Origin of the sequence: Streptomyces sp. NPDC000075 (genome assembly GCF_040301925.1) — a bacterium.
GTDB lineage: Bacteria > Actinomycetota > Actinomycetes > Streptomycetales > Streptomycetaceae > Streptomyces > Streptomyces polychromogenes.
Genome location: NZ_JBEPFL010000012.1, coordinates 79,905 through 96,672, shown reverse-complemented (window position 1 = coordinate 96,672; position 16,768 = coordinate 79,905). Strand labels below are relative to the sequence as shown.

The following is a 16,768-nucleotide window of genomic DNA, read 5'->3' as shown; positions in this document are numbered from 1 at the left end:
GGGGATGACCACCGTGACGGGGGAGAGCACCACCGACGGCGGCGTCCTCGGACGCCCGCTGGACAGCCGGGAGGACCCGCAGCTGCTGCGCGGCGAGGCCGTGTACGTGGCCGACATCGACCTGCCGGGCACCGCGCACATGGCGATCCTGGGCAGCCCGGTGGCCCACGCGAAGATCCTCTCCATCGAGACCAAAGCGGCCGAGCAGCTGCCGGGCGTCCTGAAGGTGGCCACCGCCGCCGACTTCACCGACGTCATGCCGCTGCCCTGCATCTGGATACCCGGCGGGGTGGAGAGCCACTTCCCGCCCCACCCCTACGGACTGCCTGGCGCCCGCCCGGTGCTCACCGGCGACACCGTCCGCCACGTCGGCGACCCGATCGCCGTGGTCGTCGCCGAGACCCCGCGCCAGGCCGCCGCCGCCCTCGCCGCGATCAGCGTGGAGTACGAGCCGCTGCCCGTGGTCACCCGGGCCGACGAGGCCCTCGCCGAGGGCGCGCCGCAGCTGCACGAGGCCGTCCCCGGGAACCTCAACGCGTACTGGACCTGCGGCGACAAGGACCGCACCGACGCGGCCATCGCCCGCGCCGAGGTCACCGTGGAGCTGGACCTCGTCAACCAGCGCACCATCAACAGCCCCATCGAACCGCGCGGGGCCGTCGGCGACTACAACGCCGCCACCGGCGAGTACACCCTCTACGCCTCCACCCAGGGCCCGCACAACCACCGCTTCCTGCTCTCCGCGCTGGTCCTCGGCATCCCCTTCAACAAGCTGAGGGTGATCGCCCCGACCGTCGGCGGCAGCTTCGGCACCAAGGGCTACCTCTACCCGGACATGGCCCTGGTCCTGCTGCTCTCCAAGGCGCTCGGCCGGCCCGTCAAATGGGTCGACACCCGCACCGGCCTGATGAACTCCACCGTCCAGGGCCGCGACCACCGCCAGCACGTCACCCTCGCCGGCACCCGCGACGGCCGCATCACCGCCGTCCGCTGCACCAGCTACGCCAACCTCGGCGCCTACCCCTCCACCATCGGGCCCGGTGTCGCCACCGCCCTGATGGGCCGCTCCATCACCGGTATGTACGAGGTCGAGGCCGCCTTCTGCGAGGTCTACGCCGCCTTCACCAACACCGTCTCCCTCGGCGCCCAGCGCGGCAGCGGCCGCGCCGAGGCCGCCTTCCTGATGGAGCGCCTCGTCGACCGCTACGCCGCCGAGATCGGCATGGACCCGGCGGAGGTCCGCCGCAGGAACCTGGTGCCGAAGGAGAAGTTCCCGTACGACAACGGCCTCGGCTGGACCTACGACTCCGGGAACTACGCGCCCAACTTCGAACGGGCCCTGGAACTGGCCGGCTACGCCGACCTGCCCGCCCGCAAGGCGGCGGCCCGCGCCCGCGGCAAGCGGCTCGGCGCCGGCATCGCCACCTACGTGGCCATCTGCGGCGTCGGCCCCTCCACCCGGATGTCCAAGGAGGGCATGCTCGGCGGGACCTGGGAGAGCGCGAACATCCGCGTCCACCCCACCGGCGAGGTCGCCGTCACCGTCGGCTCCGCCTCCACCGGCCAGAGTCACGGCACCGTCTTCGCGATGGTCGCCGCCGACGAGCTCGGCATCGACCCGGCGCAGGTCCAGGTGTACGAGGGGGACACGCTCAAGGCCCCGTACGGGCAGGGCACCTACGGCTCCCGCTCCTACAGCATGGCCGCCCCCGCCGTCGCCCTCACCGCCCGCAAGATCAAGGCCAAACTCGTCAAGGCCGGGGCCGTCTTCCTGGGCGTCCCCGAGGACCGGGTCGTCTACGAGAACGGCGGCGTCCACGAGGCGGGCAACCCGGAGAACGCCAAGACCTTCTCCGAACTGGCCATGGCCATGTGGTACGGCTGGGGACTGCCCCCCGAGATCGAACCGGCCCTCGACGAGACCACCCACTTCGACCCGCCGGACTTCAACTACCCCTTCGGCACCCACGTCGCCGTCGTCGAGATCGACGAACTCACCGGCGAGACCGAAGTGGTGGACTACACCGCCGTCGACGACGCCGGGAACATCGGCAACCCGAAGATCGTCGACGGACAGATCGAGGGAAGCATCGTGCACGGCCTGGGCCAGGCCCTGATGGAGGCCGCCGAGTACGACGAGAACGGCATCCTCGTCAGCTCCGACCTGACCGCCTACGCCCTGCCCCGGGCCGCCGACGTGCCCTTCTTCACCCTCGACCGGACCGTCACGCCCTCCCCGCACAACCCGCTCGGCGCCAAGGGGGCCGGCGAGATCGCCACCGTGCCGCCCGCCGCCGCCGTGGTCAACGCGGTCGTCGACGCCCTCGCCGACCTCGGCGTCACGCACATCGACATGCCGCTGACGCCCGAGAAGGTCTGGCGCGTCCTGGAAGGAGGAGACCGGTGATCCTCGCCGATTTCGACTACGCCCGGCCCGCCTCCCTCGACGAGGCCCTCACCCTCCTGGCCGCCCCCGGAGCCCGGGTGCTGGCCGGCGGCCAGAGCCTGCTGCCGGGGCTGCGCACCGGCGCCGACCGGGCCCGCCTGCTGGTCGACGTACGCCACCTCGCGCCGCTGCGCGGCGTCGAGCGGGCCGGAGGGGAGCTGCGGATCGGGGCCCTGACCACCCTGGCCGAGCTCGCCGCGGACCCGCTGGTGCGCGCCGGGGCCCCGGAGCTGGCCGCCGCGGCCCGCGCCAACGGCGACCCCCAGGTCCGCAACCTCGGAACCGTCGGCGGCAACCTGGCCGCCACCGAGCGCCCCACCGACCTGCCCGTCGCCGCCATCGCCGCCGGCGCCCGGGCCGAACTGGCCGGACCGGGCGGGACCCGCCGGGTCCCGGCCGAGGAACTCGCCGCCTCCGGGGTACCCGCGGGTGAGGTGCTCACCGCCCTGCTGGTGCCCGCCGCCGGAGGGGCGGCCGCCTTCGAGAAGACCGCCGACCGGGCCACCCGGTACCCGCTGTGCGCCGCCGCGGTACGGATCACCCCCGACGGGCCGCGCATCGCGGTCACCGGAGCCACCCCCCGTGCCCTGCGCCTGCGCGGGGTCGAGGAACGGCTGCGCGGGGGCCCGTACACCACCACGGAGGTGCTCGCGGCCTTCCGCGCCGAGCCCAGGGAGCTGTTCGTCCCCGGGCGCGGTACCTCGGCCGAGTACCTGGGCCACCTCGCGGGCGTGCTCACCGCCCGCGCCCTGGCCAGGGCGGCGGACCACAGCAGCGCCTGACGGCCCGCCGGGGCAGGGCGGGGGAGTGGAGTTGACCAGCGTGCGCGAACCGAACGAGACGACGACCACGGGAGAGGTCCGCCACCCGGAGGGCCGCGCGGCGGCGCGGCCGAGACCGTCCGGCTTCTGGGTGGTGGGCTCGGTCCTCGTACTGCTGATGCTCTCCTCCTCCGTGCCCTCCGCCCTCTACGTGCTCTACCAGCAGCGCTGGGGCCTGTCCTCCGGCGTCGTCACGGTGGTCTTCGCCGTGTACGCCGTCACCGTGCTCGCCGGACTGCTGCTGTTCGGCTCGCTCTCCGACACCCTGGGGCGCCGGCCCGTCCTCGGCGCCGGACTGGTCCTGGCGATCGTCTCCATGGGCCTGTTCGCCGGGGCCGACGGGCTCGGCCTGCTGCTCGCCGCCCGCGCCGTACAGGGGCTGGCGGTGGGCCTGGCCACCGGGGCGATGGGCGCCGCCCTGCTGGAACTCAGCCCGCGCTCGCGGCCCGCCCTCGGGGCCCAGGTCAACAGCGCGGGACCGACCGTCGGCATCGGCCTCGGCGGGCTCGGCGCGGGACTGCTCGTGCAGTACGCGCCCGCCCCGACCGTGCTGAGCTACCTGCTGCTGGTCGTCGCCTTCGCGGTCACCCTGGTCGGGGTGGTCCGGATGGGCGAGAGCGCGCCCGGGGCCGGGGGCCGGCCGCGGGTGGCCCCGCACCGGATCCGGGTGCCGGCCGCCGTACGGCGGAGGTTCGCCGTGCTGGTGCTGACGGTGGTGGCCGTCTGGACCGTCGGCGGCTTCTACCTCTCCCTCGGGCCACACCTGGCCCTGTCCCTGCTCCACTCCACCAACTACCTGGCCGGCGGGGCCACGGTGGCCCTGCTCGCGGGCTCCGCCACCTGCGCCCAGCTGCTGCTGGGCCGCACCGAACCGCTGCGCACCGCCGTACTGGGGCTGCTCGGCCTGCTCGCCGGGCTGGCCCTGGTGCTGCTGGCGCTGGGCACCGGCTCGGCGCCGGTGTTCCTCGTCGCCACCGCCGTCCTCGGCAGCGGCTGGGGGGCGGCCTTCCTCGGCTCCTTCCGCGCGATCAGCAGCCTCGCCGAACCGGAGCACCGCGGCGAACTGACCGCCGCCGTCTACGTCTTCGCGTACCTCGCCATGAGCGTCCCGGCGGTCCTCGCCGGACTCCTGACCAACATCCACGGCCTGCAGCGCACCTCGGTCGGCTTCATGGCGGCCGTCGCCGCGGTGTGCGCGCTGGCCCTGTTCACGACCCTGCGGCTGGCGGCCCGCACCAGGGCCGAGGGGAGCACCCTGTGACCACCGTGAGCACCAAAGAGCTGCGGACCGCCCTCCAGGGGCTGGAGATCTTCGCCGCGCTCACCGAGGAGCAGCTCGACTGGCTCGTCTCGGTCTCCCACCTGAGCGTCCTGGCCGACGGGGAGGTCCTCTTCCGCGACGGGGACGAGGCCACCTGCTTCCACGTGCTGGTCTCCGGCGGGCTGGTCGTCACCAAGGTCGTCGACGGGCGGGAGGAGGTGCTGACCCGGCACTCCACCGAGGAGGAGAGCGCCGCCGCCGAGGAGCACGACGGCAAGCCCGCCGCCGCGCACCGGTTCACCGGGGAACTGCCGCTGCTGACGGACGGGTCCTACGTGGCCACCGCGTCCGCGAGCGGCCCGGCGACCACCGTCGTGGCGTACCCCAAGGCGGTGTTCTTCGAGATGCTGACCCGCTGCAACGGGGTGGCCGCCGTCCTGATCCCGGTGCTGGCCTGGCGGATCAAGTCCTCCGAGGTCCAGGCCCGCAAACGGGCCACCGTGGAGGCCCTCGGCACGCTCGCCGCCGGCCTCGCCCACGAGCTGAACAACCCCGCCGCCGCCGTGGCCCGCGCCGCGCAGGAGCTGGTGCCCGCCCTGGACCGGCTGACCGCCACCGCGTACGGGTGGGGCGCGGCCGCCACGGACGCCGAGCGCGGCGTACTGGAACACCTGGCCGGGGAGCTGGACCGGCTCCCGCCGCCCGAGACCACCGACCCGCTCGCCCAGGCCGACGCCGAGGAGGAGATCACCGACTGGGCCGAGGACGCCGGCGCGGCCCGGCCCGGGCTGCTCGGCTCCGGGGCCTCCGACCTCGGGCTGGAACTCGGCTGGCTGCTGGAGCGGCTGGAGGGGATCGGCGCGGACTCCCTGCCCGCCGCCCTCGACCACCTGGCGGCGCTGCTGGAGGCCCGCTCGCTCGCCGCCGAGCTGCGCGCGGCCGGTCCCCGCATCTCCCAGCTGGTCGCGGCCACCCGCGACTACGCCAACCTCGACCGGGCCCCCGAGCAGCGGTTCGCGGTGACCGACGGCCTGGAGAACACCCTGGTGGTGCTCCGCTCCAAGCTCACCGGGATCACCATCGTCCGGGCCTACGACCCGGACCTGCCGGACCTCACCGGCTACCCGGGGGAGCTCAACCAGGTGTGGACCAACCTGGTCGACAACGCCGCCGAGGCCATGGAGGGCGCGGGCACGCTGACCCTGCGCTGCTACGCCGAGGGCGTCTGCATGGTCGTGGAGATCACCGACACCGGACGGGGCATCCCCGAGGACGTCCTGCCGCGCATCTTCGAGCCCTTCTACACGACCAAGGACGTCGGCAAGGGAACGGGCCTGGGGCTGCACCTCAGCTACCGGATCGTGACCCAGCGCCACCACGGGTCGATCGCGGCCCGCTCCCGCCCGGGCGAGACCCGGATGCTCGTACGCCTGCCCCTCGCCGGCTGAGCCGCCGTCCCCGGATCCCCGGCCGCCGGGATCCGTCACCCCGCAAGCCGTCACCCACTCCCACCGAAAGGAAGTCGAACATGGCCAAGTACGACATCTCCGCGCTGCACCCGGTCTTCGTCCGTCAGATGGACGCCCTGGCCGCGCTGGACATCGAGGCGGTGATGAAGAACTACACCGACGACGCCGTCCTCGTCCGCTTCGAGGGGGCCTCGGTGGGCATCGAAGCCGTTCGCGAGACGTTCACCGGCTATCTCACCCTGAAGCCCTCGCTCGTCGAGCTCCAGGAGTACATCGAGACCGACGACACCATCTTCTACCGGGCGATCATGAACCTCAACGGCGCTCCGGAGCACGCGTTCGGGACACTGATCGTCCGCGATGGCCGGATCTGGCGCCAGACGGCCGGCTTCGGCAGCTGACCGCGCTTTCGTGGGTAGCGTGAGCGGGGAGGGCGCAGGCCGCCCTCCCCGTCCGCGTGCGTGGATTCGGGAAGGGGAGGTCATGGACAAGGAAACCAACCGGGTGGAGGCGTTCAGTGACGGCGTATTCGCCATCGTGATCACCATTCTGGTGCTGGAGTTAAAGGTTCCGGAAGAGCAGGGGTCGGCCCTGTGGCACGGACTCCTGGAACAATGGCCGCACTATGCCGCGTATCTGGTGAGTTTTCTCATCATCGGCGTGATGTGGGTGAACCACCACACGATCTTCAGTCACCTCAAGAGGGTCGACCGACCCCTGTTGTTCCTGAATCTGATGGTGCTGATGGTGGTTTCGGTGATTCCCTACACCACCAACATCCTCGCCGAGCACCTCATGGACGGGGATTCGGCCAATGTCGCGGCGATCCTCTACAGTGCGTGGACCGTCGTGTACGCCCTCGCGTTCCTCGCCTTCTGGTGGTACGTCACCAGGGTCGGCCACCTCTTCCACGAAGCGGTGGACAAGGAGGGCGCCCGGGCCACAAGGGTCCGATTCGGACTGGGTGCGGTCGCATACCCCTTGACCGTGATTCTGTCCTTCTTCTCCGCACCTCTCACTCTCGTCGCACACTTCCTGATCGCCCTCTACTATGCTGCGAACCAGATCCCCATCCCGCTCGTGGTAGAAGAAGAGCGGCTCGAATCTGGCAGCGACCTCAGGAAGTAGCCGCAGGGCCCTACGGGCGTTCTGTACGGTCAAGTAGGGTCAAGGTCCGGTCTGGTCGCGGGGGAGGCTCCAGATGGTTCGCGCAGTGCTGCCGGAGGATTCCAGCACGGAAATCTCCGAATTGATCGACGTATTGATCTCGCTATTCTTCGAGTCTTTACCGCGGCGGGACCAGCGAAACTGGGCCCGCGTTTATCTCAACGGCCTGGTCCGGACCAGCGGGAAGAAAACGATCCGCAACATCGCCGGAACGGGGGCCAGTTCCGTGGAACAGAGCCTCCAGCAGTTCATCAGCAAGTCCCCCTGGGACTGGACCCCGGTACGGCGGTCCCTCGCCCAGCACCTCGAACGCACCGCCCAGCGCCCGCTGGCCTGGGTGGTGCAGCCCATGGTCATCGAGAAGGCCGGCGACCGCTCCGTGGGCGTCGGCAGGCAGTTCGTCCCCCAGCTCGGCCGCACCGCCAACTGTCAGCAGGCCGGCGGGATCTGGCTCGCCTCCAGCGAGGCCAGCTTTCCCGTCGAATGGACCCTCACCCTCCCCGGCCCCTGGACCAGCGAACTGCTGCGCCGCCGCCGGGCCGGGATCCCCGACACCGCACGTTCCCAGACACCCGCGCAGGACGCCGTGCACGCCGTCCAGCGCATGGCCGCGACCTGGCAGCTTCAGCGCCGCCCGGTCGTCATGGAGGTCTCCAACACCGACCTGCCCTCCGTCCTGGAGGCCTTCGCCCTCCAGGACATCCCCTTCGTCCTGAAGGTGGACGGCTCCCTGCCCGTCTCCTTCGGCGGAGCGGGCCGCCACAAGCCCGGCCCGTACACCGCCCCCGCCCGCGAGCTGATCGACTCGCTGCGCTCCCAGCGCCGCGTCGTCGAATGGACCCGGCACGGCCGGGCCGAGGGAGCGGTCACCCTGCTCACCTCCGCCCACATCCTCGCCACCCCCGCCGAGGACCGGCCCGTGCCCGCCCCGCTGCTCCTGATGGGCGCCTGGACCGAGGCCTCCCTGATGCCCTCCGAGTTCTGGATCACCAACATCGGGGACCGGCCGCTCGCCCAGCTCTTCCTGCTCGCCAAGCTCACCGACCGGGTCGCCCTGGACTTCACCGAGACCTGCGAACCCGTCGGCATCCGCGACTTCGAGGGCCGCTCCTTCCGCGGCTGGCACCACCACGCCACCCTCGCCAGCGTCGCCCACGCGGCCCGGCTCCTCGGCACCGGCGGACGCGGCACCGACCCGGTGTCCCTCGCCTCACCCGCCCGCTACCCGGGCGGACACACCCAGGGCCGGCCGCCCGCCGTCCTTCCGCCGAGGCCGCTGATCCCCGGCCAGTCCGCGCGCCGCGCGTACATCCGCTGATGCTCGACATCGCCGGGCCGCTGCGCGGCTGGTGCGCCGAGCGCCGGGAGTTCGCCCTGGCCACCGTGGTCGCCGTCAGCGGCAGCGCACCCCGGGGACCGGGCGCCAGCCTGGCCGTGGACGCCGGCGGCACCGCGCTCGGCTCCCTGTCGGGGGGCTGCGTGGAGTCCGCCGTCCACGAGCTCTGCCTGGACGCCATCGCCTCGGGCCAAGGCGGCGTCCACCGCTTCGGCTACAGCGACGACGACGCCTTCGCGGTGGGGCTGACCTGCGGCGGGGTCCTGGACGTGCTGGTCACCCCGGTGCGCGGACAGGACCCCGTACGGCCCGTGCTCGGCTCGGTGCTCGACGCCGCCGCCGGCGGGGGCCGGGCCGCGCTGGCCCGGGTGGTCTCCGGACCGCCCGGCCAGCTCGGCCGGGCCCTGGCCGTCCACGCCGACGGCTCCTGGGAGGGCGGGCTCAGCGGCGGCGCCGCCCTGGACCGGGCCGCGGCCGAACGGGTCCGCGCCCTGCTGCTCGCCGGGCGGACCGGCACCGCCGAGCTGGGGACCGCCGGCGGGCTGTGCGGCGAGCCGCTCACCCTGCTGGTGGAATCCGCAGCCGAACCGCCCCGGCTGATCGTCTACGGGGCCATCGACTTCGCCTCCGCCCTGGCCAGAATGGGCACCTTCCTCGGCCACCGGGTCACCGTCTGTGACGCCCGGCCCGTCTTCGCCACTCCCGAGCGCTTCCCCGGTGCCGACGAGGTGATCGTGGACTGGCCCCACCGGCACCTGGCCGGGGAACGGGACGCCGGGCGCCTGGACCCCCGTACGGCCGTATGCGTCCTGACCCACGACGCCAAGTTCGACGTACCCGTCCTCGCCCTGGCGCTGCGGCTCCCGCTGGCCTACGTCGGGGCCATGGGCTCGCGCCGCACCCACGCCGAGCGGACCGAACGGCTGCGGGCCGAGGGGGTGACCGAGGCCGAGCTGGCCCGGCTCAGATCGCCCATCGGCCTCGACCTGGGCGGACGCACCCCCGAGGAGACGGCCGTCGCCATCGCCGCCGAGCTCACCGCCGTCCGCCACGGGGCCACCGCCGCCCCGCTGACCGGCGGCCTGAGCCCCCTGCACCACCCTTTCAGGACCTTGGTCCCGTAGGAAAAGACCACGCGGCCCGGAATGTCCTGGACGATCAGCCCGGGCTGTGTGAACGCCGGACCGTGGGAGAATGAAGTACGTGCGTTTCCTCGGCTGTCTTCTGTCGAGGTACCTCCGATCGACTGGGATGTTCAGCACGTGCGTTTCCTCAATGACCTGAAGCCGCCGTACGACCTGACGTACGACGATGTGTTCATGGTGCCGAGCCGCTCCGCGGTCGGCTCCCGCCAGGGCGTGGACCTCTCCTCGCCCGACGGCACCGGCACCACCATTCCGCTGGTGGTGGCCAACATGACCGCGATCGCCGGCCGGCGCATGGCCGAGACCGTCGCCCGCCGCGGTGGAATCGTCGTCATCCCGCAGGACATCCCGATCGAGGTCGTCACCGACGTCATCTCCTGGGTCAAGACCCGCCACCTCGTGCTCGACACCCCGATCACGCTGGCGCCCACCCAGACCGTCGCCGACGCGCTCTCGCTCCTGCCCAAGCGGGCCCACGGCGCCGGCGTCGTCGTCGACGCCGAGAACCGCCCCGTCGGCGTGGTCACCGACCACGACCTCACCGGCGTGGACCGCTTCACCCAGCTCTCCGAGGTCATGTCGAAGGAGCTCCTGCTCATCGACGCCGACATCGACCCCCGCGAGGCCTTCAACCAGCTCGACGCCGGCCACCGCAAGCTGGCCCCCGCGGTCGACAAGGACGGCCGGCTCGTCGGCATCCTGACCCGCAAGGGCGCCCTGCGCGCCACCCTGTACACCCCCGCCACCGACGCCAACGGCAAGCTGCGCATCGCCGCCGCCGTCGGCATCAACGGCGACTTCGTCGGCAAGGCCAAGCAGCTCCTCGACGCCGGCGTGGACACGCTCGTCATCGACACGGCCCACGGCCACCAGGAGTCGATGATCAACGCGATCAAGGCCGTCCGCGCCCTGGACCCGCAGGTCCCGATCGTCGCCGGCAACATCGTCGCCGCCGAGGGCGTCAAGGACCTCATCGACGCCGGCGCCGACATCATCAAGGTCGGCGTGGGCCCCGGCGCCATGTGCACCACCCGCATGATGACCGGCGTGGGCCGCCCGCAGTTCTCCGCGGTGCTCGAGTGCGCCGCCGAGGCCAAGAAGTACGGCAAGCACGTCTGGGCCGACGGCGGCGTCCGCCACCCGCGCGACGTGGCGATGGCCCTGGCCGCCGGCGCCTCCAACGTCATGATCGGCTCCTGGTTCGCCGGAACCTACGAGTCCCCGGGCGACCTCCAGCAGTCGGCCGAGGGCCGCCTGTACAAGGAGTCCTTCGGCATGGCCTCCGCCCGCGCCGTGCGCAACCGCACCTCGGAGGAGTCCGCCTACGACCGCGCCCGCAAGGCGCTGTTCGAGGAGGGCATCTCCACCTCCCGCATGTTCCTCGACCCGCAGCGCCCGGGCGTCGAGGACCTGATCGACTCGATCATCGCCGGTGTCCGCTCCTCCTGCACCTACGCGGGCGCGGCCTCCCTGGCCGAGTTCGAGGAGAAGGCCGTCGTCGGCATCCAGTCCGCCGCCGGCTACGCCGAGGGCAAGCCGCTGCACGCCAGCTGGAGCTAGTCCCCCCGGGCCTGTGACGACGCCCCGCCCCCCGCCGGACCGGCCGGGGGGCGGGGCGTCGTCGTGTGCACGCCCGCCCGGTACTTGGGGAGCCGGACCGTGATCTTCATGCCCGCGCCCACGCCCGTCTCGATGACCAGCCCGTAGTCGTCCCCGTACACCTGCCGCATCCGCTCGTCCACGTTCGGCAGCCCGACGCCCGACGAGGACCCCGCCCGGTCCCCGGCCAGGATGCGGCGCAGCCGGGCCGGGTCCATGCCCACCCCGTTGTCCTCGATGGTCAGCACCGCCTCCGCGCCCGCGTCCCGGGCCGCGATGGTGATCCGGCACTCCCCGGTGGAGTCCTCCACCCCGTGCTTGACCGCGTTCTCCACCAGCGGCTGGAGGCACAGGAACGGCAGCGCCACCGGCAGCACCTCCGGAGCCACCTGGAGCGTCACCTTCAGCCGGTCCCCGAACCGGGCACCGGCCAGCGCCAGGTACTGCTCGATCGAACGCAGCTCCTCGGCCAGCGTGGTGAACTCCCCGTGCCGGCGGAACGAGTAGCGGGTGAAGTCCGCGAACTCCAGCAGCAGCTCCCGCGCCCGCTCCGGATCCGTCCGCACGAACGAGGCGATCGCCGCGAGGGAGTTGAAGATGAAGTGCGGGGAGATCTGCGCCCGCAGCGCCTTGATCTCCGCCTCCATCAGCCGGGTACGCGCCCGGTCCAGCTCCGACAGCTCCAGCTGTACCGACACCCAGCGGGCCACCTCCGTCGCCGCCCGCACCAGCACCGCCGACTCCCGCGACCCGTAGGCGACGAGCGCCCCCAGCACCCCGTCCTCACCCGTCAGCGGGGCGAACACCGCCCACTTCAGCGGGCAGTCCGGCCGCTGGCACTCCGTGCGCACGCTCTGGCTGCGCCCCGACTCCAGCATCACCGCCACCCGGGCCATCGCCCGCCGCTGGTGGTGGTCGGCGCCCGGCCCGTCCCAGGCCAGCACCGCCTCCCGGTCGGTGAGGCACAGGGCCTCCGTGCCCAGCAGCGAGCGCAGCCGCCGGGCCGCCTTGCGGGCGGCGTCCTGCGTCAGCCCGGCCCGCAGCGGGGGAGCGGCCAGGGAGGCGGTGTACAGGGTGTGGAACGTGGCCCGCTCCACCGGAGTTCCCAGGTCCAGCCCCGCCGCCCGCTCCCCGCGCCGGGCCTGGCGGTGGCCGCCCGCCCAGCCCAGCCCCAGCAGCAGGGCGGCCCCGGCCACCACCAGCACCGTCAGCGCCGTGCCCGTCACCAGGCCCCCTTCCCCGAGCTCCGCGCCCCCGCCACGTCCTCCGGCAGGTGCAGCCGGGCCAGGGCCGCCGCCGTCCCGGCCGGCACCCGCGACGGGGTCGCCAGCGACACCAGCACCATCGTCAGGAACCCCAGCGGAACGGACCACACCGCAGGCCAGGCCAGCAGCGCGTGCGCCCACCCCTGCGGGACCAGCCCGCTGCGGGTGGCCACCACCGCCCCCAGCGCCGCCCCGCCGCCGGTCAGCAGACCGGCCACCGCACCCGGCGGGGTCAGCCCGCGCCACCAGATGCCGAGTACCAGCAGCGGACAGAAGGTGGACGCCGACACCGCGAAGGCCAGCCCGACCGCGTCCGCGACCGGCACCTGGGTGGAGACGCACCCGACCGCCAGCGGCACCGCCATGGCCACCACCACCGCGAGCCGGAAGCTGCCCACCCCGCGCCGGGGCAGCACGTCCTGGTGCAGCACCCCCGCCACCGCCATCGTCAGCCCCGAGGCCGTCGACAGGAACGCCGCGAAGGCGCCCCCCGCCAGCAGCGCCCCCAGCAGGTCCCCGACCAGCCCGCCCAGCATCCGCTCCGGCAGCACGAGCACGGCCGCGTCGGTGTTCCCGGTCAGTGCCAGCTCGGGCGCGTAGATCCGGCCGAGGGCCCCGTACACCTGGGGCAGCAGGTAGAACCCCCCGAGCAGGCCCAGCACGACCAGGGTGGTGCGGCGGGCGGCCCGTCCGTCGGGGCTGGTGTAGAAGCGCACGGCGACGTGCGGCAGGCCCATGGTGCCGAGGAACGTGGCGAGGATCAGCCCGTACGTGGCGTACAGCCGGTGCCCCCGGTCGCCCCCGGACAGCGGTTTCGACCAGCCCGGGGTGTCCCGGTCGGCCCCGGTGCGGGAGTCCGGGACGGCCGAGCCGGGGGTGAACTCCAGCCGGGCGCGCGCCTGCACGGTGTGCTGTCCGGCCTCCAGCGTCAGCGGGGCCTCCCGGTAGGCGCGCCCGTCGACCCGGCCCGTCACGGTGAGGGTCAGCGGCTCGCGCACCGACAGCCGGACGTCCCGGGCGAGGGTGACGGCGGTGTGCTCGCGGAAGACGGCCGGGGCGTCGAAGGAGGCGCGGGGCGCGCCGTCGCCCGCCCAGGCGGCGAGCAGGAAGAAGGCCGGCACCAGCAGGGCGGTGAGCTTGAGCCAGTACTGGAAGGCCTGGACGAAGGTGATGCTGCGCATCCCGCCCGCCGCCACCGCCGCCGTGACCACGCAGGCGACGACCAGGCCGCCCACCCAGTGCGGGGCCCCGGTCAGCACCTCCAGCGTCAGCCCGGCCCCCTGGAGCTGCGGCAGCAGGTACAGCCAGCCGACGCCGAGCACGAACAGCACCGCGATCCGCCGCACCGCCTGCGACTGGAGGCGGGCCTCGGCGAAGTCGGGCAGCGTGTACGCCCCGGAGCGGCGCAGCGGCGCCGCGACGAACACCAGCAGGACCAGGTACCCGGCGGTGTAGCCGACCGGGTACCAGAGCATCTCCGGCCCCTGGAGCAGCACCAGTCCGGCGACCCCGAGGAAGGAGGCGGCGGAGAGGTACTCCCCGCCGATGGCGGCCGCGTTCAGCCGGGGGCCGACCGTGCGGGAGGCGACGTAGAAGTCGGAGGTGGTCCGCGATATCCGCAGCCCGAGGGCGCCGACCAGCACCGTGACCAGGACGACGACGGTGACCGCGGTCAGCGCGTACGTCTGGTTCACCGGGGGTCCTTCGGCAGGGGAGGGGATCTTGGGAGTCTACGCAGCCCCCGCGTCCCCGAACAGGCCGGTTCCGGCCCTCAGAACGCCGGGTCGCGGTGTTCCGCGCAGCCGCGCAGGGCGATCTCCAGTTCCACGTACGATTCCTCGGCCCGCCGGAAGGCCAGCGTCAGGGCCGCCTCCGCGCTCGGGGGCAGCTGCTCGCGGGTGCCCTCGCGGGCCTCGTACAGCACGTCGGCCCAGCGGGCGGCCGCGCTGCGCAGCCGCGCCAGCAGCGCCTCGGCCTCCGCGGGGCCGGCGGCCCGGGTGCGGGGCAGTCCGGTCAGCGCGTCCAGCAGCGCCTCGATCTCGGACATTTCGCTCCTCCCGGGGCCGGAAGATCCACGATACGGCGGCCCGGACGGCCCGGGGCGGCAACGCCCTCCTCCTGCGGCCGACGGGCCCGGTGGATCGCCGTACGCCCCTCCCCGAGCGACGAACGGCGCCTTGGTACGCCGGACGGTCGTCCGGGCGCGGGGCGTGAGCCGGTGGCACGGGCGGGCGCACGGGGCGGCCGGGTCGCGGGGCGGGGGGCCTGGGGCGGGAGGGTCAGCCCGTCGCCTGGCGCATCAGCAGGTCGCGGAGCTGCCGGGCGTGACGGCGGCTCACCTGGAGCTCCGCCGTGCCGATCCGGACGCTGGTGGTGCCCGCGTCCACGCGGAGCTCGTCTATCCGGCCCAGCGCCACCAGATGGCGCCGGTGGATGCGGACGAACCCGCGCGGGGCCCAGCGCTCCTCCAGTGTGGACAGCGGGATCCGCACCAGGTGGCTGCCGCCGTCGGTGTGCAGCCGCGCGTAGTCGCCCTGGGCCTCGACGTACGCGATGTCCGCGATGGCCACGAACCGGGTGACGCCGCCCAGTTCGACGGCGATCTGCTCGGGGGCCCGCTCGGCGGGGGCCGGCTCGGAGGGGGTCGGCTCGGCGGCGGCCGGCGGGGGTCCGGCGGGCGGCTGGACGGCCGGCTCCTCCGGGCCGCCGAGCATGGCCCGGGCCCGCCGCACCGCCTCGGCCAGCCGTTCCGGCCGCACGGGCTTCAGTACGTAGTCCACCGCCTTGAGGTCGAAGGCCTGGACGGCGAAACCCTCGTGGGCGGTGACGAACACGATCAGCGGCGGCCGCGCGAACCCGGCCAGCAGCCGGGCGATGTCCAGACCGGTCAGCCCGGCCATCTGGATGTCCAGGAAGACGACGTCGATGGCGTCGGGCCCGTCGGGGCCGCTCTCCACGGCCCGGGTGATCCGGCGCAGCGCCTCGGTGGCGTCCGAGGCGCCCTCCGCGCTGAGCACCCGGTCGTCGGAGCGCAGCAGGTAGAGGAGCTCCTCCAGCAGGGGCTTCTCGTCGTCGACGGCCAGTACGCGCAGCATGGGGCGAGTCTAGGCGGGGCCTCCGCTGCGGAAAACGGGTGCGCGGCCCCCGCCCGGGGGGAGGAGGGCGGGGGCCGCGCGGCCGGTGTGTGGGGGGAGTCACCCGGCTACCGGGGGCAGCCGGCTACTGGGCGCCGAGGAGCTTGCCGTCGGGGGCGACGGCGTACCAGGTGCCGCCCACGCCCTGGCCGTTGACGTCGCCGGGCTTCTGGTCGCCGGTGAAGGTGTACACGGGCCAGCAGTTGACGGTCTGCTGCTTCTTTCCGTCGGGGCGGTCGAGGACCAGGTAGTTCTTCTCGACGATGCCGTTCCCGCGCTCGGCCGGGGCGACGGCCGGCCACTTGGCCAGGCAGTCACCGGTGCACTTGGAGACCATGGGCCAGGCGGTGTCGGGCTTGAAGCGGTAGACGGTCATCCCGTTGCCGTCGACGATGTGGTCGCCGAGCTTGGGGTCCTTGGCCACGGTCAGGGCGCCGGCGGCCTGACCCGCTCCGGCGGGGGCGGGGGCGGCCGGCGCGGCCTTGGCCGCCTTCTTGCCGTCGGGCGCGAGGGCGAACCAGGTGCCGCCCACGCCCTGGCCGTTCAGGTCGCCGGCCTTGGTGTCCTTGGCGAAGCGGTACGCGGGCCAGCCGGCCACCGTCAGCTGCTTGCTGCCGTCCTTGCGGACCACCTCGCCCAGCAGGGACGGGTCCATGCCCGCCGCGGCGCTCGCGTCGCCCGCCGGGACCACCGGCCACGCCTTGGCGCAGTCACCGTCGCAGTTGGAGGCCGGGGGCTTGGCGGTGTCCTTGTCGAAGCGGTACAGGGTGAACCCGGCGCTGTCGGTGAGCACCGGCCCGAGCTTGTCGGTGGTGGAGACGACGAGCGCGCCGGCGGGCTTGGCACCGGCCTCCCCGGCGGGCTTGTCCCCGGCGTAGGGGTCGGCGGCGGGCGCGGCCGCGGTGGCCCCGGCCGGCTTGGCCGCGTCGGCCTTGCCGGCCTTGTCGTCCCCGTTGCAGGCGGTCGCCGCCAGCACGACGACGACCGCGACCGCGGCCAGGGTGGTTCCGCGCTTGATGCCCATGGTGATCTCTCCCGTGTGTGTTCCGCCGGGTCCGGGGGCTGTTCGCCCGCCGTACCCGTCAACTCGTGCGGAACACGGCGCCGGGGGAGCCTCCTGTTCAC

The 16,768-nt window shown here is 73.5% G+C and carries 14 protein-coding genes; 9 read left to right on the top strand and 5 right to left on the bottom strand.

Annotated elements, in window-relative coordinates:
* Nucleotides 1-4: 4 nt before the first annotated feature.
* From ABT403_RS16565 to ABT403_RS16525, 9 genes are all read left to right on the top strand, one after another.
* A complete protein-coding gene (locus ABT403_RS16565) occupies nucleotides 5-2,407 on the top strand; it encodes a xanthine dehydrogenase family protein molybdopterin-binding subunit (RefSeq protein ID WP_344159550.1) in 2,403 nt (800 codons plus the stop codon).
* Nucleotides 2,404-3,228 carry an FAD binding domain-containing protein gene (locus tag ABT403_RS16560; protein ID WP_344159553.1) on the top strand — a complete coding sequence of 275 codons (825 nt, stop codon included), beginning with the start codon at nucleotides 2,404-2,406 and terminating at the stop codon, nucleotides 3,226-3,228. Before ABT403_RS16565 ends, ABT403_RS16560 begins: the two co-directional genes overlap by 4 nt.
* Nucleotides 3,229-3,268: 40 nt before the next feature.
* Nucleotides 3,269-4,528, top strand: a complete 1,260-nt coding sequence (locus ABT403_RS16555; RefSeq protein ID WP_344159556.1) for an MFS transporter — start codon at nucleotides 3,269-3,271, stop codon at nucleotides 4,526-4,528.
* Complete coding sequence (locus ABT403_RS16550) at nucleotides 4,525-5,976, top strand: ATP-binding protein (RefSeq protein WP_344159559.1); 1,452 nt, start codon at nucleotides 4,525-4,527, stop codon at nucleotides 5,974-5,976. Before ABT403_RS16555 ends, ABT403_RS16550 begins: the two co-directional genes overlap by 4 nt.
* Nucleotides 5,977-6,056: 80 nt before the next feature.
* A complete protein-coding gene (locus ABT403_RS16545) occupies nucleotides 6,057-6,398 on the top strand; it encodes a nuclear transport factor 2 family protein (protein WP_344159562.1) in 342 nt (113 codons plus the stop codon).
* An 82-nt stretch (nucleotides 6,399-6,480) separates the two neighbouring features.
* On the top strand, nucleotides 6,481-7,125 hold the full coding sequence (locus tag ABT403_RS16540; protein ID WP_344159565.1) for a TMEM175 family protein: 645 nt from the start codon (nucleotides 6,481-6,483) through the stop codon (nucleotides 7,123-7,125).
* 73 nt (nucleotides 7,126-7,198) lie between these two features.
* The gene (locus ABT403_RS16535) at nucleotides 7,199-8,482 is read left to right on the top strand and encodes an IS701 family transposase (RefSeq protein WP_344159568.1); all 1,284 of its coding nucleotides are present in this window, start codon (nucleotides 7,199-7,201) and stop codon (nucleotides 8,480-8,482) included.
* Nucleotides 8,482-9,624: an XdhC family protein gene (locus ABT403_RS16530; protein WP_344159571.1), complete on the top strand. Its 1,143-nt coding sequence runs from the start codon at nucleotides 8,482-8,484 to the stop codon at nucleotides 9,622-9,624. The genes ABT403_RS16535 and ABT403_RS16530 overlap by 1 nt, the downstream gene beginning before the upstream one ends.
* Before the next feature lie 138 nt (nucleotides 9,625-9,762).
* The gene (locus ABT403_RS16525; protein ID WP_344159574.1) at nucleotides 9,763-11,205 is read left to right on the top strand and encodes a GuaB1 family IMP dehydrogenase-related protein; all 1,443 of its coding nucleotides are present in this window, start codon (nucleotides 9,763-9,765) and stop codon (nucleotides 11,203-11,205) included.
* Here the strand turns inward: ABT403_RS16525 and ABT403_RS16520 are convergent.
* From ABT403_RS16520 to ABT403_RS16500, 5 genes are all read right to left on the bottom strand, one after another.
* Complete coding sequence (locus ABT403_RS16520) at nucleotides 11,202-12,470, bottom strand: sensor histidine kinase (protein ID WP_344159577.1); 1,269 nt, start codon at nucleotides 12,468-12,470, stop codon at nucleotides 11,202-11,204. The genes ABT403_RS16525 and ABT403_RS16520 overlap by 4 nt on opposite strands.
* Nucleotides 12,467-14,203: a sodium/solute symporter gene (locus ABT403_RS16515; RefSeq protein ID WP_344159580.1), complete on the bottom strand. Its 1,737-nt coding sequence runs from the start codon at nucleotides 14,201-14,203 to the stop codon at nucleotides 12,467-12,469. The genes ABT403_RS16520 and ABT403_RS16515 overlap by 4 nt, the downstream gene beginning before the upstream one ends.
* Nucleotides 14,204-14,280: 77 nt before the next feature.
* Nucleotides 14,281-14,556: a hypothetical protein gene (locus tag ABT403_RS16510; protein WP_344159583.1), complete on the bottom strand. Its 276-nt coding sequence runs from the start codon at nucleotides 14,554-14,556 to the stop codon at nucleotides 14,281-14,283.
* Nucleotides 14,557-14,788: 232 nt separating this feature from the next.
* Nucleotides 14,789-15,604, bottom strand: a complete 816-nt coding sequence (locus tag ABT403_RS16505) for a LytR/AlgR family response regulator transcription factor (RefSeq protein ID WP_344159586.1) — start codon at nucleotides 15,602-15,604, stop codon at nucleotides 14,789-14,791.
* A 124-nt stretch (nucleotides 15,605-15,728) separates the two neighbouring features.
* Nucleotides 15,729-16,667, bottom strand: coding sequence for an SCO0930 family lipoprotein (locus ABT403_RS16500; protein WP_344159589.1), 939 nt, complete (start codon nucleotides 16,665-16,667; stop codon nucleotides 15,729-15,731).
* Nucleotides 16,668-16,768: the final 101 nt, after the last annotated feature.